At 69.0% G+C, this 24,882-nt stretch carries 27 protein-coding genes; 16 read left to right on the forward strand and 11 right to left on the reverse strand.

What is annotated here, in order from left to right; genetic code table 11:
- Nucleotides 1–34: 34 nt before the first annotated feature.
- Together ACNYS0_RS43470 and ACNYS0_RS43475 are read right to left on the reverse strand one after the other, a co-directional pair.
- Nucleotides 35–598 carry a hypothetical protein gene (locus ACNYS0_RS43470; protein ID WP_422404958.1) on the reverse strand — a complete coding sequence of 188 codons (564 nt, stop codon included), beginning with the start codon at nucleotides 596–598 and terminating at the stop codon, nucleotides 35–37.
- A 692-nt stretch (nucleotides 599–1,290) separates the two neighbouring features.
- On the reverse strand, nucleotides 1,291–1,587 hold the full coding sequence (locus ACNYS0_RS43475) for a hypothetical protein (RefSeq protein ID WP_422404959.1): 297 nt from the start codon (nucleotides 1,585–1,587) through the stop codon (nucleotides 1,291–1,293).
- 512 nt (nucleotides 1,588–2,099) lie between these two features.
- Between ACNYS0_RS43475 and ACNYS0_RS43480 the strand changes: the two genes are divergently transcribed.
- Complete coding sequence (locus ACNYS0_RS43480) at nucleotides 2,100–2,501, forward strand: hypothetical protein (protein WP_422482938.1); 402 nt, start codon at nucleotides 2,100–2,102, stop codon at nucleotides 2,499–2,501.
- Between the two features lie 128 nt (nucleotides 2,502–2,629).
- Here ACNYS0_RS43480 and ACNYS0_RS43485 read toward each other — a convergent pair whose 3' ends face one another.
- The gene (locus tag ACNYS0_RS43485) at nucleotides 2,630–3,091 is read right to left on the reverse strand and encodes a hypothetical protein (protein WP_422482939.1); all 462 of its coding nucleotides are present in this window, start codon (nucleotides 3,089–3,091) and stop codon (nucleotides 2,630–2,632) included.
- A complete protein-coding gene (locus ACNYS0_RS43490) occupies nucleotides 3,088–3,336 on the reverse strand; it encodes a hypothetical protein (protein ID WP_422404962.1) in 249 nt (82 codons plus the stop codon). Before ACNYS0_RS43490 ends, ACNYS0_RS43485 begins: the two co-directional genes overlap by 4 nt.
- Before the next feature lie 198 nt (nucleotides 3,337–3,534).
- Here ACNYS0_RS43490 and ACNYS0_RS43495 point away from each other — a divergent pair, with 198 nt between their 5' ends.
- From ACNYS0_RS43495 to ACNYS0_RS43505, 3 genes are all read left to right on the forward strand, one after another.
- Nucleotides 3,535–3,978: a hypothetical protein gene (locus ACNYS0_RS43495; protein ID WP_422404963.1), complete on the forward strand. Its 444-nt coding sequence runs from the start codon at nucleotides 3,535–3,537 to the stop codon at nucleotides 3,976–3,978.
- A 190-nt stretch (nucleotides 3,979–4,168) separates the two neighbouring features.
- Nucleotides 4,169–4,369 (forward strand): type II toxin -antitoxin system TacA 1-like antitoxin, encoded by a 201-nt coding sequence (locus tag ACNYS0_RS43500; RefSeq protein ID WP_422404964.1) that lies wholly within the window; start codon nucleotides 4,169–4,171, stop codon nucleotides 4,367–4,369.
- A complete protein-coding gene (locus ACNYS0_RS43505; RefSeq protein WP_422404965.1) occupies nucleotides 4,366–4,677 on the forward strand; it encodes a hypothetical protein in 312 nt (103 codons plus the stop codon). The genes ACNYS0_RS43500 and ACNYS0_RS43505 overlap by 4 nt, the downstream gene beginning before the upstream one ends.
- A gap of 327 nt (nucleotides 4,678–5,004) precedes the next feature.
- Here ACNYS0_RS43505 and ACNYS0_RS43510 read toward each other — a convergent pair whose 3' ends face one another.
- The gene (locus tag ACNYS0_RS43510) at nucleotides 5,005–5,763 is read right to left on the reverse strand and encodes an Abi family protein (protein WP_422404966.1); all 759 of its coding nucleotides are present in this window, start codon (nucleotides 5,761–5,763) and stop codon (nucleotides 5,005–5,007) included.
- 145 nt (nucleotides 5,764–5,908) lie between these two features.
- The gene (locus ACNYS0_RS43515; protein WP_422404967.1) at nucleotides 5,909–6,763 is read right to left on the reverse strand and encodes a hypothetical protein; all 855 of its coding nucleotides are present in this window, start codon (nucleotides 6,761–6,763) and stop codon (nucleotides 5,909–5,911) included.
- Between the two features lie 345 nt (nucleotides 6,764–7,108).
- Here ACNYS0_RS43515 and ACNYS0_RS43520 point away from each other — a divergent pair, with 345 nt between their 5' ends.
- The 7 genes from ACNYS0_RS43520 (at nucleotide 7,109) to ACNYS0_RS43550 (ending at nucleotide 12,015) form a co-directional block, all read left to right on the forward strand.
- Nucleotides 7,109–7,261: a hypothetical protein gene (locus ACNYS0_RS43520; RefSeq protein ID WP_422404968.1), complete on the forward strand. Its 153-nt coding sequence runs from the start codon at nucleotides 7,109–7,111 to the stop codon at nucleotides 7,259–7,261.
- A gap of 192 nt (nucleotides 7,262–7,453) precedes the next feature.
- Nucleotides 7,454–9,574 carry a telomere-associated protein Tap gene (gene tap, locus ACNYS0_RS43525; RefSeq protein WP_422404969.1) on the forward strand — a complete coding sequence of 707 codons (2,121 nt, stop codon included), beginning with the start codon at nucleotides 7,454–7,456 and terminating at the stop codon, nucleotides 9,572–9,574.
- 4 nt (nucleotides 9,575–9,578) lie between these two features.
- Entirely contained in the window at nucleotides 9,579–10,139 is a 561-nt protein-coding gene (gene tpg / locus ACNYS0_RS43530; RefSeq protein ID WP_422404970.1) for a telomere-protecting terminal protein Tpg, read from the forward strand.
- Between the two features lie 105 nt (nucleotides 10,140–10,244).
- Nucleotides 10,245–10,775 (forward strand): hypothetical protein, encoded by a 531-nt coding sequence (locus ACNYS0_RS43535; protein WP_422404971.1) that lies wholly within the window; start codon nucleotides 10,245–10,247, stop codon nucleotides 10,773–10,775.
- Entirely contained in the window at nucleotides 10,772–11,368 is a 597-nt protein-coding gene (locus ACNYS0_RS43540) for a hypothetical protein (RefSeq protein WP_422404972.1), read from the forward strand. Before ACNYS0_RS43535 ends, ACNYS0_RS43540 begins: the two co-directional genes overlap by 4 nt.
- Nucleotides 11,369–11,452: 84 nt before the next feature.
- Complete coding sequence (locus tag ACNYS0_RS43545) at nucleotides 11,453–11,755, forward strand: DUF6247 family protein (protein WP_422405063.1); 303 nt, start codon at nucleotides 11,453–11,455, stop codon at nucleotides 11,753–11,755.
- Nucleotides 11,752–12,015 carry a type II toxin-antitoxin system RelE family toxin gene (locus ACNYS0_RS43550; RefSeq protein WP_422404973.1) on the forward strand — a complete coding sequence of 88 codons (264 nt, stop codon included), beginning with the start codon at nucleotides 11,752–11,754 and terminating at the stop codon, nucleotides 12,013–12,015. The genes ACNYS0_RS43545 and ACNYS0_RS43550 overlap by 4 nt, the downstream gene beginning before the upstream one ends.
- A gap of 1,423 nt (nucleotides 12,016–13,438) precedes the next feature.
- Here the strand turns inward: ACNYS0_RS43550 and ACNYS0_RS43555 are convergent.
- From ACNYS0_RS43555 to ACNYS0_RS43575, 5 genes are all read right to left on the reverse strand, one after another.
- Entirely contained in the window at nucleotides 13,439–13,960 is a 522-nt protein-coding gene (locus ACNYS0_RS43555) for an HAD family hydrolase (RefSeq protein ID WP_422404974.1), read from the reverse strand.
- Between the two features lie 72 nt (nucleotides 13,961–14,032).
- On the reverse strand, nucleotides 14,033–14,659 hold the full coding sequence (locus ACNYS0_RS43560) for a hypothetical protein (RefSeq protein WP_422404975.1): 627 nt from the start codon (nucleotides 14,657–14,659) through the stop codon (nucleotides 14,033–14,035).
- 395 nt (nucleotides 14,660–15,054) lie between these two features.
- Nucleotides 15,055–15,432: a DUF6009 family protein gene (locus ACNYS0_RS43565; RefSeq protein WP_422404976.1), complete on the reverse strand. Its 378-nt coding sequence runs from the start codon at nucleotides 15,430–15,432 to the stop codon at nucleotides 15,055–15,057.
- A 160-nt stretch (nucleotides 15,433–15,592) separates the two neighbouring features.
- Complete coding sequence (locus ACNYS0_RS43570) at nucleotides 15,593–17,143, reverse strand: DNA primase family protein (protein ID WP_422404977.1); 1,551 nt, start codon at nucleotides 17,141–17,143, stop codon at nucleotides 15,593–15,595.
- Nucleotides 17,140–18,231, reverse strand: a complete 1,092-nt coding sequence (locus ACNYS0_RS43575; protein WP_422404978.1) for a bifunctional DNA primase/polymerase — start codon at nucleotides 18,229–18,231, stop codon at nucleotides 17,140–17,142. The genes ACNYS0_RS43570 and ACNYS0_RS43575 overlap by 4 nt, the downstream gene beginning before the upstream one ends.
- Before the next feature lie 807 nt (nucleotides 18,232–19,038).
- Here ACNYS0_RS43575 and ACNYS0_RS43580 point away from each other — a divergent pair.
- The 5 genes from ACNYS0_RS43580 to ACNYS0_RS43600 all read left to right on the forward strand — a co-directional run bounded on the left by ACNYS0_RS43580 (nucleotide 19,039) and on the right by ACNYS0_RS43600 (nucleotide 24,863).
- Nucleotides 19,039–19,851, forward strand: a complete 813-nt coding sequence (locus tag ACNYS0_RS43580) for a zinc finger domain-containing protein (protein ID WP_422482940.1) — start codon at nucleotides 19,039–19,041, stop codon at nucleotides 19,849–19,851.
- 454 nt (nucleotides 19,852–20,305) lie between these two features.
- Complete coding sequence (locus ACNYS0_RS43585) at nucleotides 20,306–21,340, forward strand: hypothetical protein (RefSeq protein WP_422482941.1); 1,035 nt, start codon at nucleotides 20,306–20,308, stop codon at nucleotides 21,338–21,340.
- A 243-nt stretch (nucleotides 21,341–21,583) separates the two neighbouring features.
- Nucleotides 21,584–22,141 (forward strand): SPDY domain-containing protein, encoded by a 558-nt coding sequence (locus tag ACNYS0_RS43590; protein ID WP_422404981.1) that lies wholly within the window; start codon nucleotides 21,584–21,586, stop codon nucleotides 22,139–22,141.
- 132 nt (nucleotides 22,142–22,273) lie between these two features.
- A complete protein-coding gene (locus ACNYS0_RS43595; protein ID WP_422404982.1) occupies nucleotides 22,274–23,176 on the forward strand; it encodes a hypothetical protein in 903 nt (300 codons plus the stop codon).
- A 271-nt stretch (nucleotides 23,177–23,447) separates the two neighbouring features.
- Entirely contained in the window at nucleotides 23,448–24,863 is a 1,416-nt protein-coding gene (locus ACNYS0_RS43600; protein ID WP_422404983.1) for an IS4 family transposase, read from the forward strand.
- Nucleotides 24,864–24,882: the final 19 nt, after the last annotated feature.

Raw genomic sequence — 24,882 nt, forward strand, 5'->3', positions numbered from 1 at the left:
GCGCCCGAGCGCCGCAGCAGGACCGCGTGCTCCATCAGTTTCTGGCGCCGTTACGGCTCTGATCCGGCAGGCCGGGAAGTGGGTGCCAGGGATCGGTGTCGTGGCAGGTCGGCCACAGGTACTCGTGCACGGCAACGGTCGTGTGCAGGACCTCGTCCACCTCCGCCTGGACAACCGCGGCTTCCGTAGCGGTGTGCGGGGTTTGCCAGATCCGGGAGACGGCTTCGCTGTGTCGCCCCGTCCAGTACAGGCCGGCCACGTCCTGGGCCTCCGGGCCGACCGCATGGCGATCGAGCGCCGCCAGGGCGTCGCCCAGCGAGGCCGGGCGACTGAAGTGCAGCTCGGGAACTTCGAGTGCGGCCCGAAGAGCCTCGGCGACGCCCTGCAGGCCGCGCTCGAGGAATTGGCGGTACTCCTGTCCGCCGAGGTCGAGGCGCCGGGTCGCCTGTTCTACCGTCAAAGCCCCGCCGCTGCGGGCGGCAAGTCCGGCCGCGAGACGGTCGGGGCACGCCGCGGCAGCAGCGGTGTACTTGATGCCGTCGCGCTCCTGCCGGGCGCGCGCACGCGACTTGGGTCCGTTGGGTCCGCGCTTGGTCATGTCAGCCTCTCTCGGGACCCCACGCATCCCGCCGGGCTCATCGACATCCGGACGGAAACGGTCGTACGTACGTGCTGCAACTCCGCGGGCCCGCGCCGGGACGTTCTCCCGGGGGGCCTTGGCCGTCTACCGGGCAGCGTGGGCGCCGGTGACCATGACGTGCGGCGTGCGCGTCCTGCCGCTGCCCACAGCGTAGCGACAGGCACCGACAGCAGCCCGGGCGCCGACCGGCAGGCGTCGCCGGTCCCTTGAGGGGGCCATCGAACGACGACAGGAGTGACGGGCACCCAATGAACCGGGACTTTCCGGGGCCTGACGACGGGAGTGGACCGTGGACTAAGCGGCGGCGATCGAGCGTGCGCGGGAAGTCTGGCCGGAGGCCGAGGGGTTCGAGCCCGTGCCGGGCGGCTGGACGTTCCGCGTGGGCGGCGGCTACGCCTGGATCACCAACGCGGGGCGCGTGGCACCGGATCCCGAGGGGACTCACAGCGACGCCCTTCGGGGCATACGGAGTATCTGAACGCAGGGGTCCTGTTTTTCGGGATGGCCGAGATTCGGGCTATATGGTGCGGCTACTCGGCCCGCCGCGGGCATCCCCCGTACTGCGGCGGGCCGTTCGCTGTCGTGAGGTGAAACGGGTCGGGGCCCGGCACGCTGTCGCGCGCCGGGCCCCGACCAGTGAGGTGTGAAGGTCAGGCGTCCGGGTCGATGCCCTGGGCCTTGGTGAGGACGCGCAGCATCCGGGTCACGTCGCCCAGCTGGTCCTCGATCGAGTCGAGCCGCTGCGTGATCGACCGGTCGCCGGGAGCGCCGATGGCGTCGGCGAGCGAGTCGATGTTCGCGAAGGCCGTGCGCTGCTGGTCCGACGCGGTGTCCTGCCGATCAGCGATCTTCTTCAGATCCTCGCTGTGCTGCGCCAGGGTGCGGCCGGTGCGGAAGGCCTCCGCTTCCAGGTCGCGCAGCCGCTCGTCCGTCGTCGTCTCCGTCATGCGCCCATCCTCCCAGAGGAGCGGTGCAGTGCGGGCATCGTTCCGTACGCCCCGCCCCACCCGGACGCGGCACAGCGCTCACACCCGGGCCGTCGCTCGCGCGGCCGCGATCCGCTCGCGGGCAGCCTCGACCGGGGCCGTTCCCATGCCGCGCGCCGAGGGCTGTCCGCGTGACCGGGCGCCGTGTCCTTCGGAGCGTGGCACGGGTTGTCCCAACGTGATCTTCGAGTACATGCCGCAGGGCGTCGGGAGCGGGCGTCACCGCCGTACAGACGGGAAGCCGCAGCCGCCGTGCCCGTACTGCCGGCCGACGAGATACGGGGGGCACTCGGCCGAGTGCCGGCGGCCGTACCGCTCCCATCGGCGTCCCGGCCCGTACGACGGCGCCCCGGAAGCGCCCGTGGCCGAGGTGGTCGACATGGGGGAGTGGCGAAGGAGCCGCGGGCCCCGGCCGGTTTGACGCGACTCCCGTACTGAGTGCGGGAGTTCATGCGTGCGGGGGAGTTGCTGCGGTGTGCGCCGTCATGCTGGCCCTGGAGGTGACTCTGGTGGTGTCCGACGAGTTGAGGCGGCGTCGGTGCGAGTACCGGCGGTGCCGCCGCCCGCTGCCGATGGGCGCGTCGTCGCGGCGCCGGTACTGCGGGCCCAACTGTGTGGCGGGCGCGTACCGGATGCGCAAGCGGCGTGAGCGGGCCTGGAACCTGATGACCGTCACCATCGACGCGTCGGCGGCGGAGTTCCTGCGCACGAGCACCGGACGGCAAGAGCGGCTCCTGGCGTGGCAGAGGTGCCACGGGCCGAGCTGCCGCGTGGTGCTGGGGGTCGGAACGTGGCGGCGGGCGACCGCCCGGTATTGCAGCGGGAAGTGCCGCCAGGCCGCCTACCGCGAGCGGCGGCGTGCCCGCCCGGCGTAGACGACCATGACGCGGCGCCGTAACGATGTCCGCTTTGTCGGGTCGATGGTGACGGCACGGCGTCATGGTCGATTCCTCGGGCGGGCCCCGGAGTTGGGCGGTACGGTGCGGGCCTCGGTCCGTCGTGGTCATCCCCCGTGCTGCGGCGGACCGGGGTCCCGCCGCGCCCGGCCCGTCCGGGCCTCACGGGAGGACCGGACGCCGTGCAGCGCGGGCATCGCTCCGTACGCGCCGCGCCGCCCCGACGAGGACGCCGGCACCCGGCTCCCGTGCGCGGGCCGGAGCCTCGCACTCGGCCACCAGTAGGCACGGTGCACGCGGCTGGATCCGCGCTCGCCCAGCGCCACCTCGACCGCGTACGACACCCTGCCGTCGACCCACTCGAACCGCCCGGTCACGGGGGCGTAGCGCCATACCGGGCCGACCTGTACCCACATCGCGGGACGGTCGCCGTGCGGCCACGTGAACACGACCGGCTCGGGCCCCGTGTCGCTGCGCCACGGCGGCGCCTGCGCCGGTTCCTGGGACTCCAGCCACGTCACCGCCTCCGCGCCGTGGGCGGGCCGCGTACGGCGCTGCACAGACGTCACGGCTGGTCCGTCTCCGGTGCGGACATGCGTGCGCGGGCAAGACGCCGCACCTCGGCGCGGGCGCTCGCCGGGGGAGTGCGTCCCTGCCAGTGGGGGTGTGCGTCCACGCGCGCGGTGAGCTGGACCAGGCGGCGGCGCAGCTCGGTCTGCGACCTGCCGCCCCCGGCGTGGGCAAGTGCCTCGTAGATGCGCAGCGCGGCCACCTGAGTGCGCACGAGATCGTCCGGAATCGTCTGGGTCTCCATAACGCCCAATGGAAACAGATGTTCGATTTCAGATCCAAGGAACCACACGCGCTCAAGGTTCGTCGGCACAGAACGTTCCGCACACGTTTCCTCGCCCCTGCCCGTACGAGTGAGTGTCGGGCGAACCCGCCGCCACCTGCGTCGTTGCTGCCTACCGTCGGCTTTGTCTTGATCAACTTCTAGTGCGAGGGGATTGTCATGGCCGACGACTGCGTGATCGTTCACAGCGAACGTGGCGGCAAGGGAAAGAGCCAGACCCTGAAGCCCGGTGTCTACGACACGAGCGCCCTGGGCGGCGACAACTTCATCAGCTCCGTGACCGTCCCCAAGGGCTGGACGGTCACGCTGTACGAGGACGCCGAGTTCCTCGGCCGCAGCAAGGCCCTCACCGAGACGGGCGACGTCGGGGACGACTTCAACAACATCACCTCCTCCCTGACCGTCTCCGGCCCGCAGGCTGAAGCGATCGTCAAGGCTGGCAGCACCTACAAGGGTGGCGACGGCGGCGTGATCACCATCGAGCAGAACGACGTGGACATGGACGCCGCGTCCCTTCTCAAGCTGACCCAGAGATTCCCCCCGAAGTACGAGGAGGCCCCGGTCCTCAGCTTCACGATGACCCTCGACCAGCCTGACTCCTAGCCCGTACCGGACCCTGCCGAGAAGCAGGGCACCCGGAGCCCGAGAGAAGCCGGCGCTGCCGCTGCCCTGAGCGTCGGCTGCCGCGCGGCCGGTGGGGCGTTCCAGAATTCTGGGACGCCCCACCGGCCGCGCGCTCGTATCCCGCCTCAACCCCATGACGCCACCACTACGCGGTGGCTAATGTGGTGGCATGGCTGCTGTGACCCCCATGACGCTCCGCGTCCCTGACGACTTGGCCCCCTCGATCCGGCAGGCCGCCGACGCGGCCGGCATGTCCGTGAACGCCTACGTGGTGCGCGCTGCCCGCCGCGCCGCCACCCTGGATGCCGCGCGGCAGCTCGCCGGCCTCGGCGCGGGCCAGGACCTCGCGGGCGAGGGCGACAGTCTGTGAGTCAGGAGATCAAGCGCGGCCAGGTGTGGACTCTCGGAGATGGCCGGGACGTCCTGGTCGTCTCCCTGACCAGCCTCGACGACGCGTACGGAGCCGTCCTCGCGATTGTGCTGCACCCGGCAGGCCGCTACCCGGACACCGTGATGTCCGTGGAGATCACCGGGCCTGTGCACCGCACCGCCGTCGCGATGAATCTTCAGCAGCTCACGGTGGCGACGCGGTTCGAGGGCGCCACGCTGCACGGCGACGTCGGCCCCGACGCGATGGGCCGGATCAGCTCAGCCCTGAGCGCCGTCCTCGACCTGTGACCGCCATGGCGGCCGCTGTCGTCGATGGCCCGGCGGGGCTCGTCACGGGTTTGTCCCCCTTCCCCGCCGGGCCTGACTAGTGTCGCCCATCCTTGAGGCGCTGCTGAGGGGTTTGCAGCAGGTCATGACGTTCCACCCTGCTGCCGAGCCGTGATCGAAGTCGCCGTCGTCGGCCGATCCCGGGTTTCGCAACCCGCCGCACATACGTCGATGCCCGCCCCGGCTTACGGACGCTGTTGGCGAATTCGGGTGAGCTTCGCCCCGCTGGTTATCCAGCGGGGCGAAGCGCTGCCAGGTGCCCCCCCCCCCCCCCCGGTTGGTCCTCGGTCATGGCCGGCAGCTCAGGAGCTCAGGTACGCGGCTCATCTGCCCGAGCCAGGACGCGACGTCCTTGTCGATGTACTCGACCAGCCGCAGGACCTCATCGTGGGCGTCAGCAAGGGCCAGCCGCCTCGTCCGGCCCCGGGCATCGTTCTGGCCCGGAAGAGGGATTCCGCCGATCAATGGCTCATGGTGGGCGGTGCGGTTGCGCAGGCACCGCACATGGCTGGCCGTGGTGAAGACAGTGGTGCGCTTGCCGCCACTGTTCGGAAAGGCCTTATGGAGGGCCTTGCGCCACAACGTTGAGTCGTAGTCGACATTCTTGAGGTACGGGCCGTCTCCGCGGGCGCCTCCCCTGTCGAGCAGGTTGACCCAGCAGCCGAAGGTGGACTCCGCCACGATCTTCCCGGCCGGGACGTCTCGGAGGGTCTTCTTCGCCGGCTTTCGCGTCTTCGGATCGGTGGGCATGCTGATGTTGCGCCAGGTGGTCCTGAAGCCGTTCATGGTGCGGTCGTCGAAGAGCTCGGCGCGCGCGTACCAGGTGGCCCCGTAGGCAGCGGCCAGCTGTTCCGCCATGGCGTTGCGCAGAATGACCTCGGCGAGGGCGATCACCTCACTGAACGCTGCCGACAGGCGCACGTTCCACAGGTACAGCTCCATCGCCGCCTCGGGCGTGGCTGTGGCGGCGAGGAACGGCGCCAGGCGCGGCCGGGAGATGAGCGGTTCGAGAAGGCTCAGCTGCGTCGCGGTCGGTTGTAGCTGCACACCCCTGATGTATCATGGGCGACAGATTCCCCGGTTCAGCCTCTGACTTACGTCACGCGACCGGGGTCAGACTTTGAAGGCCCTCACCATCTGGTGAGGGCCTTCAGCTTTTCCCTGGCCGTCGTCAATGCCCACGGGCGCTGTGTCACTCGTCGCGGTGGCCGAGCCAGTAGGAGATGTCGTACGGGAGTTGCTCGCCCACGCTAAAGGCCGCCTCCAGCAGCCCGTCCCACGTAGTGTCCTGCGGCCTGTCGCCCAGCCGGCGCTCGCGGACCTTGTCGTGGTCCTCGGTGGCGAAGGAAATGATTGCTGCCAGCCTGTCGCGCAGTTCCGCGCGTTCTTCGTACGGCGGCAGGTCGGTACGGATGGCGGAGCACCGCTCGAGGGGTTCACCCAGGAGGTCCTGGAGCAGGCCGAGGGTGGGGTCGCCGGCTGCGAGGTCGCCAATGGTCTTGACGGTCAGGGGCGGGGCGCCGCGCAGCAGCCGGTCCAGGAGGCTGATGCCCAGCACGAGGCGGGCGCTGGCGTGGCGCCATGCGACGGCGCTGACCTGGTCGTCGTGGCGTGAGGCGAGGGTTGCGAGCTCCTTGACGGTGTGGGCGTACAGCACAGGGACGGCTTCCCCTGCGGGGCTGGCCAGGAGTTCGATCTGAACGTCGGTGACATGGGTCGCTGCCTGTGCGGCCCGCCACTGCGCCTGGGACAGGGTGCACGTCAGGCTCAAGGTCTGGAGGGTCTCCCATTCCAGGGGCTCGACCGGCCCGAGATCGGTGATGCCATCGGGAAATTGGTACACCCTGCCCCCCTGGTGGTGCCGTGCGGTGGTGACGGACAGCGTGTCACGACGTGCTCGGATGCGGTGCCGGTTTCCGGCGGTCGCATCGAGCAGCAGACGGCGGGATTCGGGCTCCTTTAGCGCCCCGGCATCGTGCGCGAGGTCCTGTCCTTCGATGACCAGTCGGCTCACCGCTCGCTGCGTTGCCGAGGCGGAGAGCGTCACCCGTTCTCCCGCGAGTGCCCTGTGCCACCGAACCTTGATCGCGTGTCATCGAAGTTTGAGTGGCCGGAGCCGACTAGAGGTTTCACGGAAGAGCTGAAAAGGAGCCGGGGGCAGCCGTGCATTCCAGGGACTGCCTGCGGATAGCCGACTGCCACGACCAACGGATCGTCGAGGGCGACTGGTAGTAGTACTCCGCGATCAAGGCGGCCTGGGGTGGGGCACCGAGGACCGCGACCACCTGCAGCGTGTACCTCGGCCAGCGCACACATGGGGCCGGAACGCGATGAGTCGGGGCCGTCAGGTGCTGTTCAACCCGAAGCACACCAAGAAGAAGGGCTCGGATCCATGGGCGGTCAGATAGATCAGCGGACGGTGCTGCTCTTGCTCATCGGGGGCGGGGCCACCTATGCCGCCTTCAAGAACCCCGTGCTCGGCGCCGCTCTCATGACGGGCGTCGCGGTTGTGACACTGCTCCACCTCCTCATGAAGGATCGGTGATGAGAGCTCGCGCCGTATCTGATCTGATCAAACATCCGTGGCGCGCGCTCAAGGCTGGGTGGCACGGGACAGCGAGCTCCAGACCCGACACGCACGTCCACCTCACACCCGTCGATGAATCAGAACGGGTTAAAGGAATGGGTTAAAGGCAAGGCTAAGAGATGCTAGTGTCTGGGGTGGAGGTAGAGACGCATGGCATCTGAGGAAGAGCTGTTCGCGAACATCGACGCCCTGCTGGAGGAGGAGCCGCAGCTCCCGCCCCCGGCGGAACGTGCCCGGCTGCGCGAGGCCGCCGGCATCACCCAGGCCCGTCTCGCGACGGCACTGAAGACGTCGACGCAGACGGTGAAGAACTACGAGAACGGCCGCTCCGAGCCGAAGTCCCCGCGCCTGGAGGCCTATCAGCGGCTGCTGAAGGGCTGGGCCGAGAAGTACCCCGCGCACACCGGCCCCGCCGCTCCCACTCCGCCGCCGAGCGCAGTGCCGCAGCCCGCGACCCCGGCCGCCTTCACCGGCCCCACCGCTGCCCCCGCGGCCGTCGCCCCGGAAAGCAGCGTGCCGGCCGCTGAGCAGCCCGCCCCGGAACGCGCCGCACGCCCGGGTTCGTCGTCACGGCGGCCTGCGGCGAAGAAGGCGGCGAAGCCCGCCCTCGACCCGCGGTTCCCGCACGGCCCGCTCGCCGTCCTGGACGGTGACGGCTGCGCGTACGGCGTCGACGGGATCGTGCTGGACTGCCCGGCCACCACGGTGGTGGAGCTCGTGGAATGGACGCTGCGCGAGTCCGGTCTGGGAGCGGCGAAGCTCAACCGCTACGGCAAGGACTCCGACCCGCTGATCGTGCTCACCGCCGCGGCCGCCGTGAAGCTCGGGCTGCCCGAGCGCCTGGAGGGCCACGAGCAGCGCCGCTCTCTGCGGCTGCCCGAGGACCATCCGGTCGTGAAGCAGGTGGCGAAGGCGAAGTGGCAGCTCACCCAGCGCGGCTTCGGACCGTGGGCGCGGATCTACCGCAAGGCGCAGGGCCGTGAGCGGCAGTGCGTGCAGTTGGCGATCCTGTCGTGGGACGCCCTCGATGAGCGGGCCTGGCCCGGCGTCGCCGAGATGCACCCGGCCGACATCGCCCGCGTCCTGGGCGTGTACGCCCAGCGCGTCATCACCCCGCGCGGCTCCACGGCCGTCTCGGGCCTGGAACTGATGACGGCGCTGCGCCCGCCGACGAAGCCCGAGCGCGACGAGACGACCGGGAACTGGATCTCCAGCCACAACCCGGGCTCGCTCGGCACGCAGCCGATGGACCCGGCGCCGCCGGAGGCCACCGCCGAGCATCCCGTCGTGGTGAACTCCGGCTGGACGGGCGGGTTCCTCAACGAGGAGGCCTACCAGTGGGTGCGGGACGTGGACACCCTCGGCGATGAGGACAACAAGCCCTTCGCCGTCGGCCTCGACCTGAACACCGCCTTTCTGGCGGCCGCGGCCCGACTGGTCGTCGGACTCAGCGCCCCGGACCACTTCCACGCCCCGGCGTTCAATCCGAAGATCCCCGGCAGCTGGCTCGTCGACCTCTCCCACATCGAGCTCGATGAGCGGCTGCCCAGCCCGTTCACCCCGGACGGATCCCGCCCGACGGGCCCGGCCTGGTACCAGACGCACACCGTCGCCTACGCCCAGGAGCTCGGCTACGACGTGCATCCGATCGAGGCGTTCCTGCGCCGCGAGACTGGCGCGTACCTGGACCCGTGGCACGACCGCCTCAAGAGCGCCTACGTCGACACGCTCGCCGACCTCGGCGTCACCAAGGACCTCACCGACCCCGAGTTCCTGGCCGCGATGGAGCAGCACAAGCAGACCGACCCGGCCCTGGCCGCGGTGCTGTCCGCGATCAAGGCCACGGTTAAGGGTGGCATCGGCAAGCTCCGCGAGCGCCCCCAGGGACGGCACTACAAGGAAGGGGAGCGGTGGCCGGCCCTGGAGCGGCCGACCTGGCGCCCCGACATCCGCGCCGCCGTCATCTCCAAGGCCCGCGTCAACATGCACCGCAAACTCAACAACATGGCGAAGATGACCGGGCTGTTCCCGCTCGCCGTGCTGTCCGACTGCGTCGTCTACCCCAGCCCCGGCGAGAGCCCGCTCGACTTCCTGCCGTACGCGGCGTCCGGCAAGCCGCAGCCCGGCGGCTTCCGTCTCGGGCCCACGCCGGGCCTGGCGAAGCTGGAGGGCGTCCAGTCGATGCTGTGGGCGGTCGACCTGATGGAGCAGGGCCTCAACCCGGCCCGCCACATCAAGGGCGGCGACGTCGTCCTCGAGGACGGGGAGTAGAGCCGTGGGAGAGATCGACGACGCGATCGAGCGCGCCGACCGGGAAGCCTTCACCCGTGAACCGCCCAAGACGCTCAAGGGCCGGATCAACTACCTGCTCAAGCAGCTGGGCAGCGCGAAGGCCGTCGCTGCCGAGATCGGGGTGACCGCCGACTCCGTCAACCGCTACCGCCGCGGGGCGCGCAAGCACGCCCGTGACGACGTCGCCGCGAAGATCGACGACGTGGTGCGGCAGCGGTGGCAGCCCCAGGTCCGCAAGCGCCGCCAGCGCCAGGCCGCCGCCACTGGCGGCGGGATCACGGTCGAGACCCGGGCCCAGTTCGGCTACACCTCCTCGGCCGGCTCGACTGACGACGGGCGCTTCCGGCGACTCACCGTGCGCCTCCCCGAGGACTACGCGCAGCGCCTGTTCGACGCCCGCGACGCCGGGGCGGACGACCAGCAGATGCGTGGGATCATCGCCGAAGGACTGAAAGAGGTCTATTTCCAGGACGGTGGAAGCCGCGCTATGGGACTGTCGGACGTCGAAATCAAAAACATCGATTATCTGGATCTCGACTACTGAAGGATCAAGAAATCATGACCTCTGAATTCCCGTCCGTCGACTCAAATGGCATCGCGCTTTCCGCCGCGGTGAATCTCATCGACCGCGACAAGAGCCCGCTGCTCGATGCGGACCACGACCCCGAGCGCCGACGCGCTGCGCCGCAGCCCGCACATCCACTCCGCAGACGGGGATGCCGGCTACGACACCGTGCACTTCACCACCGCGTCCGGCGCGGCGTACACGCTGACGCTGAACGAGGCGGAGCCCACCGACGACGACCGGCTGCCCGAGCCGCTGCTGATCGAGGCCGTCGCTGCGGCGATCCTCAACCACCAGCACTTTGTGGAAGCCACCCCGGACTCGCCGAACGACGACGCCCTCACCGTCCAGACCCGCGACGGTCTCCGGCACCGCTTGGTCCTGGGCGTCGACCCCGAACAGGGAAACGCGGGCCAGGAGGAGCAGGGTGCGCCGCCCGTGCACATCCCCGCCGCCGTGGACCGGATCCTCAGCAGCACCCCCCGCGTTGAGGACCGCGCGATCGCCGAACTCCTCAACTCCGTGGCCGCGACCTGGAAGTTCCAGGACGCCCAGGTACGCGAGAACGCATCGGCCCTCACCCGGGTTGTCATGCTGCGAAGGAGCGAGGGGTGATAGCCATCGTCCCCGCCTCCGCGGGCTTCGGGCAGGCCGAGCTGCAGCTCGACATCGACGACACCGAGCACGAGCGCCGTCGTACCGCAGGACTGGGTGTCGCCACCGGCTACGGTTTCGGCGGCCTGGACGTCCTGATGGCGCTCCCGCACGGCCTGCCCGTTCCCGTCGCGGACCTCACCGACCACCAGCGCGCCTACGTACGGCGCGCCCCGGCCGGGATCTGCACAGTCGACGACGGACACGTCACCCGCCACGTCACCCGGCCCTGCCGGGTGACGCTGGCCACGGTCCGCCCCAGCATCCCGACCAGGGTGGCGCTGGACGCGGCCTCACAGTTCTCGCCGTTCTGCGCCCGCCAGATCGTCATCACCGGGCCCCTGAACCGCCTGCTCAATCCCGAGCAGCTGCTGGACTTCGGCGTCTACGGCATCGGCGTCTTCCTGCAGCACCCCGACGGCGAGCTGGAGACGCTGGCCAAGCCGCGGCCCTGGCGCCCCAAGCGGCACACTGCGCAGGCCTGGTGGTTCCAGGAGCGGGCCTACGAGCAGTTCCTCAAGCAGCCAACGCACGAGCTCTCGCCCGTCCTCTGACGCGGCAGAAGGGATCTGCCCATGCCCGCCCCCACCGCCACCCGGCGCGCGTACGGTGAGGTGACGACCCGCCGGGAGGACCCGATGAGCGCGCCCGACCACGCACCCGTCACCACGTACGCTCTCGCGCCGGGGGCGCCGGCCGAACTCCTCGCCCAGCTGCGCGCCGACCGGCGCGCCGACACCTGGGCACCGGCCTTCGAGCGGGAGTGGGCGGCCGCGCTGGAGGAGTCGCGCCGCACGTTCTCCCTCGCCGCCCTGTACGAGGTCGTCCAGCAGTGGCAGGGCCGTCTCGCCGCAGCGCCGGCGGTCGACGCGTTCGTCGCCTCCGGCTACGACGACAGCGAGTTCATCGACGTGGCCAAGCTCCGCGACCGGCACCGGTGAGCGGGCAGCAACCGTACGCGGTCCGGCTGTCGCCTCCGGCCGCGAAAGTGCTCGACGCCCTGCCTGATCACACGGAGCAGCTGGTCTGGGACGTCCTGGACGCTGCTGCTGGGAACCCGTGGGGATTCCAGCAGTGGGACACCAGCGACCCGGAGGGCGAGGATGTACGCATCGCCTCCGTCGGCCAGCTATCCGTCATCTACTTCGTCAACGGGGCTCTGGGCCGCCTGTCGGTTCTGGACATCGTCTGGCTCGGCTGATCTGCCGCCTGCTGGAAGAAGCCGCAGGCCAGGCATCGCCTATCTACATCGGATTCTTGGTCTTCACACCGGAAGTGAGGAGTACGAGCCCGACGATGCCTGTCGGGCTCGTACTTCCACTGGACGAACTGCTCGACTCCGCTGCTACGGCGCCGTGCACGGCACACCTCTGAGCCTGGGCCATCCTGAAGCCAATATCGCACCAGATCGGCCAAGTTGGAGACCAACTCACTTACCGTTATCCCCACTTGGTTGCGTCACATAAACACTTACACGACAACTCCATGGGGCTGAGTGGAGTTGTAGCGTTTGGCCGTGACTCAGGAGGTCGCCACTCGCCCGTAAATCCGGTCTCTTTGGTCACACAGAATCACAGCATGTGTTTTTTCCGGAAAATTATCCATGACCTTGCCGTTGGGGCGGCAGGTCCTGGACGGAACAGTGCCTGAGTACAACAGAGGGAAAACGCTGCGCCTGGTGCCGGTGTCGCCCGGAGACTCGCACGAGCAAGGCCCGAACAGGAAAACAGGACCGGAATGTCACCACCTTGCTGAAGTTGGTGACCAACTAGTCGCAACCCAGAAGGCGTCTCATACCCACCAACTGTGAACTCCCCAAAGATGGCGGGAAGTTGTAGAGAATGGTAGACCTTTCAGGTTGGGGCTGATGTTGCCGAATCGGGGTTGAGCCTCCATCACTAGCGATAAGTGATGATGGGGACTCAAGTGAATAGCCAACTCATACATTTTGCTGCCAATTTCAGAGTTGGCGGGACGCTGGTTTCTATTGGCACCACAGAGGGCACAACCCGGCAAAGGCAACAGGGTGGCTGCTACCACCGTGTCTTTGTTTCACAGTCAAAACTGCACACCTCTGAGTCGAAGGGAAACCAATGTCCGATATCCCTCCGGATGTGGAACCAAGGGTTCGCGGAATTTCTCACTGGATACCAGTGATCGTCGCCCTCACGCTCGCGATAGCCGCGCTCAGCGCAGCCGTCGTCATCACAGTCCTTCTTCCGAAGGAGCCGGACGTCACCGCAACGGCCTCAGCGATCGCGGCCTCTGGCCTGACGGCAGCGGCAAGTGTGGTTCTGCCACGGCGATGAGTGTGAAAACGACGCTTTAGGTGGGACACGCTAGCCGCGAAACTCGCACGCCAGATAGGGCGACGAGCAGTCGGCCAGGATGAAACGCCCGACCAGCATCCTGACCGACAGCGCCGGCGTAATGTTGCTGGAGCGGTTCCGAGGGAGGACACCCCGACCCACCGCACCGGCCAACTGCCCTCGCGTATTGGGTGAACCGGCCGTTGCGCCACCTGTCCGTCCTGACCATCACCCGGCTCGGTCAGCGCCGACAGCGCCGTTCCCTGGCATGCGAGCTGGGGCCCGCGGGGCGCTTCTTCTCGACCCGATCGAACTTCAGCCGCCTTCGGCGGTCATGGCATCGAAGGTCTCCCGCATGATCCGGTCGATGGCTCCGGGCATTTCGACCAGGGAGTCGAAGAGGTCGGCGAGCAGCCACAGCACGAAGCTGTGCACCAGGGCCTCTTCCGCCGGGATCTGCCCGAACCGGTCGCGCCAGGCCACGGTGTCCATACCCATCGCGGCGGCCATGAGGACACCTGTGGCCATCGGAACCTGCTCCGGGTCGGCCTTCTCGAAGGCGGGGAGCCGACGGATCACCGCAGGGATCAGATCGCTGAGCGGATCCAGACGATCCTCGCCACTGCCGGCGTGTTCGGCGATCAAGTATCCGGTCAGGACCCCCACCAGGAACACCGTGCCCCGGGAAACTTCCTCGCGCCCGAGGGAGTCCATCGCGGCCTGGAGCCGCTGCTGCGCCTGCTGGCGCTCCTGAGCGGACGTCCGCTTCTCCAGGACCCGGTAGGAGTCCCATGCTGCACGGACCGCTTCGTCCACCACTACGCCGTCGCTGGTCATGGCATTGACCGTAGGCGAGACAGCGCACTGCGCGGAGGCATTGGCGTACGGGGGCACGTGGCGCGCTGCTGGCTAGTCGTCGGGCAGAGACACAGGGACGCCAGCCTGGATCCACGCACCGTTCCGCGGCACTTCGGCACTGAGGAACCAGGGGTTGAAGCCGCGCGCCGTACACAGGATCAACAGCCGGAAGTTGTGGTTGCTGTACTGATCTCGCCAGCGTTGTTCGCCTTCTACGCCCTCGTACCAGGCAGGTTTCAAGGTCGGATCCACGGCGATTCGCCGTACGTCGTCGACGTCCAGGCGGAAGTCGCCTGCCATGCGCCCCTCGCGGAGAGTTCCGTCGACTCCCGGCCGGAAGCGGTAGGGGCCCCAGATTGTTGCGGCGATCTCCTCCGGTGATGCGCCTCCAGCGAGTACCGGGTCCTGAGAGCGGTCCCGGTCGTCCTTGACGTGCAGCTCCACCTCCACAATTTCGAGGTTGGCGGGGCCGTCGGAGCGGACCAGGAGATGGCCGTGGCCCTCGTCGAGCTTGAGGCGTAGAACGGGCGTCAGTTCGTGGTGCCAGCGGTCCCGTTCGATCTGCGCAATCGTCGCCGCGGTGTTGTTCGCCTCGCGGGACGAACGCCAGGAGGCTAACGCCGCAACGCCACTCAGCAGGGCTGAGGCTGCCGCGATGGAGGTGTCTGTGATGCCCATGCCGGACTGTAGCCCGGCAGTTGGCGGCGGCATCGGGAAAGGCGGGAACGCCCGATCAGGACGGTGACACCCTTGCCGAGGATGCCGGTGCCGATGCCCTCGTTTGAGGTGTAGGCATCGTTCTCCGGGGGCCAGCCACAGGGTGGCGCCGTCCCGCTTCAGCTGCGTCACGATGGCTTCGCCGTCCAGCGGAGCCGCGACGATGTCGCCGGATCAGTAGGAGTGCTTGGCGGCTGTGCACGTGATCGGCAGCATCACGAACTACGTACGACGCTGCACCGGGAGGGGCAGCGCCGTGTGGACTCGATTTCGCCTGGCCCGGCGGCCGCGCCCGCCAACGCCGATCACGTTGCCGCAGGGCTCATTGGCAGCGAATCGGCTTCGTGCGATGTGGGTCAGGCGGAGGCTGCGATGCTCGGGCCGTGCTGGGAGCGCTCGGTCTTGGTGCCGGGCTTTCCGGGTTCGATGGTGCGCGGGTCGACGGCTTCGCCCGGGGCGCCTTCCTGGTACAGGCCGGTGGGGTGGCTGTCACGGTCGTGGGGGAGCAGGAAGAACACCCGCCGCTTGTACAGGCCGCTGTCCGGGTCCGGCTCGGCGTCGGCGTTGAGGCGGACGTAGCCGATCATGCGCCCGTCCCGCTGGTACGGGGGCTTGGTGTTGCGGCGCTTGGTCTTGTCGAGGGCCTGGCGGACGTAGTCGAGCGCCCCAGGGTCTTCCAGCCACACCACGTCGTCCTCGTGGGCGAGGTCGCTCTCGGTCAGTAGCGAGCTCATGGCTGGAACCCCTCCAGGGTCGGCCGCTGCGGGCAGTGCCGGCGGGTATGTGCGATGTGGTGCAAGGGCGCCTGCACGCGGGTGGGTTGGTGTCCATCGTAGAGCGCCCTGGACTCTTCGGGCAGGGGCGCTCGGCGCGATGCAGGGCAGGGGTGGGCGGTCATTCGCTCGTCACCAGGGCCAGGTTGGGGTAGTACTTGCGGCCGTTCGACTTGATCATGTCGCTGGGGGAGGCGAGGCCGAGTTCCTGGCGTACCCGGTTGGCGAAGGCCCTGGTGCCTGCGGGGCGGATGCCTTCGCTGGCGTGGCACCAGGAGCTGTACTCGGCATACAGCAGGCCTTGTTCGACGCGCAGGTCGCCGGCGTCGGACTCCTCCGCGGTGCGGGTGCAGCACTCGGACAGGAACCGCCCGATGTGGTCCTCGGTGGCGGCGTAGGCGGTGGTGGCCAGGCGGACCCGGTCGGGGCCGTGCAGCGGGTCGCGGGTGGTGAGGTAGCGGCGGGCGCCGTCGATGAGCCAGTGCAGGATGCCGGGGCCCTCGTCGCGGACGAGTTCGAAGGCGAGGTTGTCGATCTTCTGCTCGTCGGGGACGACGCGCTCGAAGGGGACCAGGCGGATGCGGCGCCAGAACGCGAAGCCGCCGGTGGAGACTTCGGGGCGGTGGTTGCCGATCAGCCACAGGTGGTGGGTGGGGGCGAAGGAGAAGTAGTCCTGCCGCATGCGGCGGGCCTTGATCTTGTCGCCGCCGGTGAGCAGGCGTACGCGGGCCTCGTCGAACTTGTCGTTGGGCTTGAGCTCGCTGCACACGATCAGGCGCCGGCCGTGGAGTTCGGTGAGTTCCGTGGAGTGTTCGGAGAAGGCGCCGCGGTCCATGAGGAAGCCGGGCGGCGCGGCATCGGCGTAGTCGCCCAGAATCTGGATCATGACGTCGAGGAGAACGGACTTGCCGTTCTTGCCCTGGCCGTGCAGGAACGGCAGGACCTGGGCGCCGACATCGCCGGTGATCGAATAGCCGAGCAGCAGGTGCAGGAAGTCGATCATCTCCCGGCCTTCGTCGTCGTCGCCGAAGGTGTCGGCGAGGAAGCGGCGCCAGCGCGGGGTCTCGATGGACTGCGGTCCGACACTCGTGGCGCGGGAGTGGAAGTCACGGGTGGGATCGGGCTTGCGCAGGGTTCCGGTGTGCAGGTCAACGACGCCGGCCGGGGTGCACAGGGCGTAGGGGTCGCCGTCGAGGGTGCTGGGGTCCACGGACAGGTCGGGCGAGGCCTTGGCCTGGGTGAGCAGCGCCTTGATGCCGGTGGTGGACAGGGTGCGGCGCTTGTGGCGCTGCAGGTCGCGGTTGCTGAAGGTGCCGCTCGGGTCGGTGTCGGCGAGGTCCTCGGCCATCTCGCCCGCAGCCCACAGGACCGCCTTCTCGCCTCCTGCGCGCTTCCAGCGGGAGCCGTCCCAGGAGAACCAGCCCAGGCCCTCGACATGCCGGAACTCGTCCCGGTAGAGCCGCACGAACAGCCGGGCGTTGCCGCGGTCGGACAGCGTCTTGGGCAGCAGAAGGTCTGCTGCCTGGGGGACGGGCGCGAGCTGTTGCCCGGCGGCGGGCAACTGTGCGGGCAGCAGACTTGGCGCGGCCGCGGGCTGCTCGCCCTGGAGGTCGAGCATCTGCTGGGCCGCGGCGCGGGCGTCGAACGACGGCGTGTTGTCGGCGCTGCTCATGAACGTCCTCGGGGATCAAGCGGTCGGGCGGTCCCTGCAGCCAGGGCGTCGCTGATGATGCGGGCATTGCGGGCCTGCTGGCGCGGGCGTGCTCGGGTGGCGTGCTCCTCGAGCAGGGCCCGCACTTCGTGCTCGTCGACGTGACCGGCGACGGCGAGGCCCCCAGCGGTGAAGGCCGCCCGGTTGAGCTTTTCCGTGAAAGCGGCGCCCTCGGGGACCGCCGCGCAGGCATCGACCTCCGCGAGCAGCGGATCAAGGATGCGCTGCGCCGCGGACGGAGATCGGCGTGTGCCTCGTCTGCGCGGGGTGGGGACGGGCGGCCGTGGCGGCTCAGGGGTGACGAGGTGTCCGGTGCGGACGAGTTCGTCGAGCAGCCAGCGGGGGAGCGGGGCGGGAGCCCGGGTGGGGCCCTCGGGGTCGTAAGTGCCCTGCGCGGTGCGGGTGGTGGGGGCGACGATGTAGCCGCCGTCGGCACGGACGTCGACCTGCCAGGCGAGCGCCACCTTGGGGCTGGACCCGGTCGAGCACCGAAGCTTCACGCCCTCGTCGGTGATGAGGTACCAGACGTGCAGTCCGCCGGAGGGGGTGCGCACGCGCAGTGTGGTGTCGTCGTACGCGGGGTCCTGCTCGCCCCGGTAAGCGGCCAGCAGGGCGAGGGTGTCGAAGCCCGAGGCAAGGCCGTCGAGGTTGACCTGGCTGGGGATGGGGATGCCGGGCAGCAGGCGGGTGCGGTCGGGCACTTGAGCGTGGTGCGCGTCGATGTCGAGTACGACCAGGGATGCCGGGCCGGTGGCCACCCCGATGCCGTAGGTGGGGACCGTGCTCCACCACGCGTCCACCAGCTGCTGGTTGGTGGTAGCCGAGTGGAAGCCGTGGCAGGGACGGCCTGCGGGCAGGCAGGGACACACCTGGGCCGGGTGCGGGCTGCGGCGGCACGCGGGGCAGTTCGCGGCGGGAGTTTTCCGGCCAGGGGCCAGCGGGTGAACGGGCCAGCCCTGCGCGGCGCACCATCGGGCAACTGCGTGCGGCGTGGCCTGCCCGCCTGCCGGGGCGGGCGAGGGAGACTCGCCGGAGCGCAGCACGGGCATCCTTCGCATCAGCCGGTCCCGCTTGATAAGCGCCTGGTCAACAGACTGGTGACGCCTCGACAGGGACCGAAGGGACTGTAGTTTCGGAAAGAGTCTAGGCGTTTCCGACGCGTCGGCGCTGCACCTTCCCGCGCGCGCCGCACTGTTCGTTGGCCGGTCCCTTGAGTCCCTCCCGCGGGTCGGCGTACCGCTTCAGTCCCTGTCCCGGGGTGGCGGCTCTCACGCCGCGTTGCCTGCGAGCCGCAGCGGGGCTTCGTCGACCACCCCGGGACAGGGGTCAGGGGCCAGCGGGCGGCTGGATCCCTTCCGTCCCTCTCTTCGGTCCCTCGACATCGCCGCAGGTCAGAAGGGTAATGCCCCCATGTTCAGGGACTGAAGGGACCGAATCTCCTAATTATGAGCTAGTCCTCTACCTGTGTTGTATGGCGCGCGCGTACACATAGACAGATACCTGTACAGCTCATAATTAGGAGATTGAGTCCCTTCAGTCCCTGCCTGGGCCCCTGTTGGTCGGTTGACCTGCACATTCTTCGCAGGGACCAAGGGACGTACCGCTCCCTCCTGTGAGTCCCTGGCCCTGGCCGCGGAGAAAGTCCCCCGAGGATGCTGACTCTGGACGGCGGACTCCTCGACTCTGTAGGCCGCGCCGCGATGCCGCCAGCCACTGGGTAGTGTGCCCCCGGGCCCCGGCCGTCCGGGTGATGCGTTGTGCCGTCCCGGCGCCGGTCCCTGCACAGGGCCGTTACGCATGGTGTGTCGTCATCCGAGCAATGCCACCAAACGACGTGTTCCTGCACCCACCCGCACATGACGGTGACCGTCAGCGGATACCGCTACGAAGTCGTCCCTGTCGAGACGGGATCTGTCCCCCAGTGCACCGGCTGCGGAGCCGCCCCCACCGGGCCGTGGCGCATCGGCCGGGCCCTGGATCTGACCGACCCCGACCGTTGCGGGCAGCCAAAAAAGGACGGCTCGCCGTGTGGCTGGATCATTACCCGCGAGCCCTGCCGGGTCCACCGTTCGCCTGAGGAACTGCGGTACGAGGAAGAACGCCGCCAGGCCGAGGAAGCACGCCGCGTCGAAGCCGAGGAACAGCGGCGAGCAGACACCGCCGCCCGCCGGGAGAATCTGATCGAGATGCTTTCGGTGACCTGCCCGCACTGCTCAGCCCCCGCCGCCACTCTGTGCCGCATGCCCAAGGGCCACTCGACCCGCGCCCTGCATCGAGCGCGCCGCCAGCTGGCGGGCGTAGACGGGCCCAAGGACTACGTTGTCGAAGCAACCAGCTGGTTCACGCCCCGCGTCGCGGAGCCGCCGCTGAACGACGACCCGCGCACCGTACTGAACCATCCGCTGCAGGACCGTACCGAGCAGGCGCGTGAGCGCTACGCCACCGAGCAACGCGCGGCGGCCCAGCACAAAATGGATGAAGCGCACCGGACGATGTGGATGGCGGAAGCGGGAAACGAAGACCGTGTCCGAGCCCGAACCTGCCCCCGATGTGGTGCTACTGCTCAAGAACGGTGCGTCCAACCGGGCCGGCCCCACCGCAAATTCCACCCGGAGCGCGTCGACGACGCGATGCAGACTGCAGGGACGAGCCGAGAACTCGTTCAGTAGCGCTGCCCACTCGTCACGAACTGCCTTCCCCCTGTGCCCGGGCGAAGGCCCGAACACGGTCCTCGCTCAGTGTGCCGGATCGGCGAGGATGCAGGCCCACCGCGCAGCCCCCTCCGGAATGGCGGGCCTGTATGGAGCGGCGCAGAAACCCAACCAGGCGCTGGGGGAAAGCAGGTGGCCGGCGCCCAACCCGCCGGAGCGGGGTGGCCAGGGCGCCGGCCTTCGAAGACCACACCTGGAGGAAGAACCTGCAGGGCGTGATGACGCAAAGTGTAGCGGCGGGGCGGCGTGCGGGACCGGGTTCTTGCCCGCTGTGATGTAAGTCCCATACCCTTGTCTCGCGGCGCCGCAGGCGTCGGCCGCTGTGAAGTCCGTGTTCCTGCCCCGGCGTTGCCGCCGTGCGCGGAACCCTGGAGAGCTTCCTTGCGGGGCGACTGCTGAAGGGGAGTTCGAGATGATCCGGGCGGGCCGGCGCGACGTTGTGCAGAACAGTGCTGATCTGGCGGAAGCCGTGGGCGTCGGGTTGAAGACGTTCCGCAACCAGAAGCCGTACGAGGCCGAGGGGTTCCCGGCCCCGATCAGCCCGCCGGAGGCGAAGGGGAAGCTGTGGGACGGCGAGCAGACCGCGGCCTACCTCGCCGGCGCCCCGGTGCCGGAGCTCCCCGAAACGGATGACGACGAGGACCTCCTCGAGCGCACCGAGGCGGCCGCGTACCTGAACGTGTCGCCGAAGACCTGGGACTCCTACAAGAAGGACCCGCGGATCGCCCCGCACCTGGAGAAGGTGGGCGGGGTCGAACACTGCCCGCGCGGCGTCCTGCGCGCCTACCGAGAGAAGCCGGCCTCCTCGGAGCCGGCCGCGCACCGGCCCAAGGGGAGCGGCGACATCGTGCCCCGCGACCAGCTGCACGCCCGGATCTCCGAGCTCCTGGACGACGACCCCGCCCTGACGCTCGCGAGGCTGACCGACGAACTGGGCATCGCCAACTCGACCGCCACCCGGGCCCTGCCCCGCGTCCGCGGAGAACGGATCGCCGACCTGTGCGCCGGTGAGAAGAACCTGACACCGGAGCAGGCCGCCGAACGGCTTGGCTTCCCGGCCGCGGTCCGCCAGGCCGCCATCGTGTACGCACGGACCGCACTCCGGGGACGCCGGCTGCGCCCGTACGTCCAGGACGTCGTGGACGAGCTCGCCGCCGCGGGCCTGGCCGAGCAGCAGGACGTCGAGATGGTCCACGTGGCCAGCGACGCCGTGGCCGCAGCCGTGCCCCTCGCTCCCAACGCTCCCGTGCCGGCACTGGTGTGGGACGAACGGTGGGGTTGGCGTACGGCCCTGACCCGCCGCCATGCCCTCGGCCGGGAGACCGGAACTGCCCCCGAAGGGGAGGGCATCCGCTACCTCGGCGCCGGTTTGCAGCCGCCGGCGCGGCAACTGATCGCAGGGATCTGCGACGGCAACACTGCCCACAAGCTGGCCGCGGGGAGCTGACCGGCAGGCTCAGCGACGCAAAGCCGTACGGCCAGCAGCTGGCGCGGTGCGGGCATGAGTGCGTCTCGTAGCCCGCACCGCGGCTCTCAGAGTAGTCGCCCTCAACCTGGCAGGCTCAGCAGCCGGCGCAGCGGCTCTCGGCACGAGAACGGACGGACACCGCAAGCGGAATGAGGCTCGGCGACGTGCGCCAAGCACCGCCCCGAGACCGCAACGGCGTGCAAGCATGAAGACTGGCTGTACGTGAGTCCCGACGGCTTGCGAGGCGCCGAGTGGATCCTCGCCGGCTACCCGTTCGAGCTGGGCGGCCTTCCGGTGGCCTGGCAGCTGTCTGCGCGCCCGCACCCCGCGTCGGCCCTGACCGAGTGGACCGCGTACTTCACCGCGGGCCTACCGCACGAGGCGCTCACCGACTTCCTGCTCGCGCTCGACACCCCCGATGCCGGACTCGAGGACACCGAGTCGGTACTCACCGCCCTCACCGCGCGGGGCTGGCTGCGCGACAGGGACCGCCCGCAGGCGGCTGCCACCGACCCGGGCCTCTCCACAAGCGTCTCGCTGGAGATGCTGCCGCCACTCATCCATGACGCCGACCCCCGCGACGACCTGCTGGGGTGGCAGGCGTGGGCGGAGCCCGTGCTCGGGGCGCCGTACCTGTGGTGTGCGAGCTTCAGCGCGAGCGCCCCGCACGAGCTGGTCGCCGCCTTCGCCTCCTCGCTCGCGGCACCCGGCCCGGTACCGCGCCGGGTACTGCCCGACGGCGCGGAGGAGCGTCTCACCGTCGTCCGACGCGGCCGGTGACGCATCTGGCCCTTCTTCTGCCCGGTTGTTGAGCCTTCTGGCTCGGCAACCGGGCCCTTTTGCTATTGCCGTCACGGCCACACGTGCCGTGCGCCAGGCTGAAGGCTGATCGCGCGGGCGAAAGGACAGCGGGTGGCCGGGAGTTATGTGTATTGGTCGGATCGGGCGATCCGGCGGACCGCGGAAGACAACGGCATCGAGTTGGCCGGACGCGCGCGTTGGACAGCTGGTGTGGCCGGCGGCTTCGTCCAGGTCAGTCGGACCGCTCAGGAGCGGCTTACCCGAAACCGAGGCGAGGAGGCACGGCGTATCGAGAAAGGGCTCGGTGCAGCTGTCGTCACGGAACTCACCACGCCGCCCACGGCGGCTTTCGTCAGTCTCAGCGGCAAGATCTCGTTTGCGCGGGTACAGCTCCGGTACGCGAAGAACCCCGGTGCCCTGCTCCATCTGCAGCTGCACACCGGCGCAGGACGGCGTGTCGACATCTGTCTGTTCGGCAGCATGGACTGCGTCAAAGGCTTTGGCCCGTGGGACGACTTCGAGGACGGCTGGACCTCCTCCGAGATGCCCGCGATCGAGGAACTCCTACGTGCCGAAGGGACAGCGGGCACGTCGTGGATCGACGACGAGGAGTATTTCTCCCTCGAAGCGCTGAAGGTCGCCCTCTGCCAGGGCAGTACGGGCACCGACGAGGAGCACGCTGACCATCCACACACTCGTGGATTCACCGTCGGCCACCACGAGAGGTGCACGGTCTTCGCCGAGGTCTACTCCGACGTCGTGCTGGACCCTCAACGCTGGAGCCACCATGATGGCGATCCGCTCGCCGGTGCAGAACGGATCATCGTCGGCAGGCCGCTATGGGTGCGAACTCAGCATCCAGATATGGCAATTCGCTACGCTGACCTGCGTACAGGGGCGCGGCGCCCGGCCCGCTGGTGGCGGCACCGGCAGGCCGGGCGCCCCCGCCGGCCCGCCGCTAACCGTGTCTTGGCCCCGGCGAGCAGCTGGCCACTCCAGGCCCTTCGCCTCTGACACGCCTTCTCGACGACGGGCCTCGCCTCAGCCCGAAAACGGCGGAATCACGATGCGGAAGGCCCCTGCCACGAAGGATCACGTGGCAGGGGCCCAGATGCGACTATGTCTCACTCCGCCGAGCGGGCCTTAGAGGTCCTAACAGAAGCTGTCGATCATGCAATGCCGCGAAGTTAAGGCCCCGATGGCAATGTCAAGGGGTTCGTGAGATATGGCAGGCCTCTGCTATCCAGGGGATCGACCAAGATCTTCCTGAGAGAGCAGAGGCCCTGTGGCCCAGTTTGTCACGGGCGGCACGCCTGACGTGTTCGCGCCCGGTCACATCGGCGAGTTAACCCAAGTCATCCCACCAGAGCTGGTGGATGCGGTGGTGGAGGAGACCGGAGCCCGCGAGAAACGATTGCGGAGTCTGCCATCCCGAGTCGGGGTCTACTTCGTCCTGGCTCTCGGCCTGTTCGAGCATCTGGGTGCCCAGCTGGTGTGGGACAAACTCGTAGCAGGGCTGAGCAACAACGTGCCACGGCCGTCCGAGAAAGCACTTCGTGATCTGCGCCGGCGGGTGGGCGTCGCCCCTCTGCAGCGGCTCTTCGACGTGCTGGCGGGCCCGCTGGCCCAGCCCTCCACCCCTGGAGTGCGCTACCGCCGTTGGCGCACGGTCGCATTCGACGGATGCGGAAGCCTGTCGGTCCCCGACCACGAGCGCAACAGGTCCTGGCTCGGTCGCACCGTCCGACGCCACGGCCCGGCGGGATACCCCCGGCTGATGCTGATGACGCTGTGCGAGACAGGCACCCGCGGCCTGATCGCAGCAACCTTCGGCCCCGCCGTCAAAGCCGAGAGCGACTACGCCCGGGAACTGACCAGCCACCTCACCCCGGACATGCTCCTCCTGGCAGACCGCGCATTCGACGGCAACGAACTCCTGGCCGCCATCACGCGACAGGGCGCGCAGTTTCTGGTGCGCTGCACCAGCACATGGCGCCCACCGGTGCTGGCAATGCTGCCCGACGGCTCGTACCTCACCCGCATCGGCAGCCTCTCGCTGCGAGTGATCGAGGCCGAGGTCCAAGCACGCACCGTCGACGGCGGCACTTTCGGTGACACCTACCGCCTGCTGACAACACTCACCGACCATCGCGCAGACCCCGCCGCCCGCTTGATGCGCCTCTACCACGAACGCTGGGAGATCGAGACCGCCTACCTGGCACTGCGCCACACCCTCCTTCAAGGCCGGGTGCTGCGTTCGAAGGACCCGGTGGGTCTCTGCCAGGAAGTGTGGGGACTGCTCGCCCTCTACCAGGCACTGCGCTCGATCATGGTGACCGCGGTGGAGACCGAACCCGGCTGTGACCCCGACCGAGCCGGCTTCACCGCCGCCCTGGAGGCAGCCCGCGACACCGTCGTCAGCCTCACCGGAATACTTCCAACAACCGGACCGTACAACTACTCCGACCTGGTCGGACACATCGGCACCCGCATCCTGCGCACGCTCCTTCCCAGACGCCGGATGCGGCTTTCCACTCGCATCGTCAAGAGCGGAATTTCCCGCTACCACACCTGGAATCGCGACGGACGCCCCCGCGACAGCACACCGATCAGCGCTATCGAGATCACCGTCCACCCGCCGGCCCTTCCCGGCACACAGGCCCCCAGCCAGACGACCTCTGAACCGTCCCGGGTTCGGTAGGGACTCGATCATTTGAGAG

The sequence above is a fragment of the Streptomyces anthophorae genome, assembly GCF_049310305.1.
Taxonomy (GTDB): Bacteria; Actinomycetota; Actinomycetes; order Streptomycetales; family Streptomycetaceae; genus Streptomyces.

Excerpts from the sequence above, each read along its gene's own strand:
- ACNYS0_RS43470 (WP_422404958.1), bottom strand. The coding sequence starts at position 598 with ATGACCAAGCGCGGACCCAACGGACCCAAGTCGCGTGCGCGCGCCCGG.
- ACNYS0_RS43475 (WP_422404959.1), bottom strand. The coding sequence starts at position 1,587 with ATGACGGAGACGACGACGGACGAGCGGCTGCGCGACCTGGAAGCGGAG.
- ACNYS0_RS43490 (WP_422404962.1), bottom strand. The coding sequence starts at position 3,336 with ATGGAGACCCAGACGATTCCGGACGATCTCGTGCGCACTCAGGTGGCC.
- ACNYS0_RS43495 (WP_422404963.1), top strand. The coding sequence starts at position 3,535 with ATGGCCGACGACTGCGTGATCGTTCACAGCGAACGTGGCGGCAAGGGA.
- ACNYS0_RS43500 (WP_422404964.1), top strand. The coding sequence starts at position 4,169 with ATGGCTGCTGTGACCCCCATGACGCTCCGCGTCCCTGACGACTTGGCC.
- ACNYS0_RS43520 (WP_422404968.1), top strand. The coding sequence starts at position 7,109 with ATGGGCGGTCAGATAGATCAGCGGACGGTGCTGCTCTTGCTCATCGGG.
- tap (WP_422404969.1), top strand. The coding sequence starts at position 7,454 with ATGGCATCTGAGGAAGAGCTGTTCGCGAACATCGACGCCCTGCTGGAG.
- ACNYS0_RS43535 (WP_422404971.1), top strand. The coding sequence starts at position 10,245 with ATGCGGACCACGACCCCGAGCGCCGACGCGCTGCGCCGCAGCCCGCAC.
- ACNYS0_RS43545 (WP_422405063.1), top strand. The coding sequence starts at position 11,453 with ATGAGCGCGCCCGACCACGCACCCGTCACCACGTACGCTCTCGCGCCG.
- ACNYS0_RS43555 (WP_422404974.1), bottom strand. The coding sequence starts at position 13,960 with ATGACCAGCGACGGCGTAGTGGTGGACGAAGCGGTCCGTGCAGCATGG.
- ACNYS0_RS43560 (WP_422404975.1), bottom strand. The coding sequence starts at position 14,659 with ATGGGCATCACAGACACCTCCATCGCGGCAGCCTCAGCCCTGCTGAGT.
- ACNYS0_RS43565 (WP_422404976.1), bottom strand. The coding sequence starts at position 15,432 with ATGAGCTCGCTACTGACCGAGAGCGACCTCGCCCACGAGGACGACGTG.
- ACNYS0_RS43570 (WP_422404977.1), bottom strand. The coding sequence starts at position 17,143 with ATGAGCAGCGCCGACAACACGCCGTCGTTCGACGCCCGCGCCGCGGCC.
- ACNYS0_RS43575 (WP_422404978.1), bottom strand. The coding sequence starts at position 18,231 with ATGCCCGTGCTGCGCTCCGGCGAGTCTCCCTCGCCCGCCCCGGCAGGC.
- ACNYS0_RS43580 (WP_422482940.1), top strand. The coding sequence starts at position 19,039 with ATGACGGTGACCGTCAGCGGATACCGCTACGAAGTCGTCCCTGTCGAG.
- ACNYS0_RS43585 (WP_422482941.1), top strand. The coding sequence starts at position 20,306 with ATGATCCGGGCGGGCCGGCGCGACGTTGTGCAGAACAGTGCTGATCTG.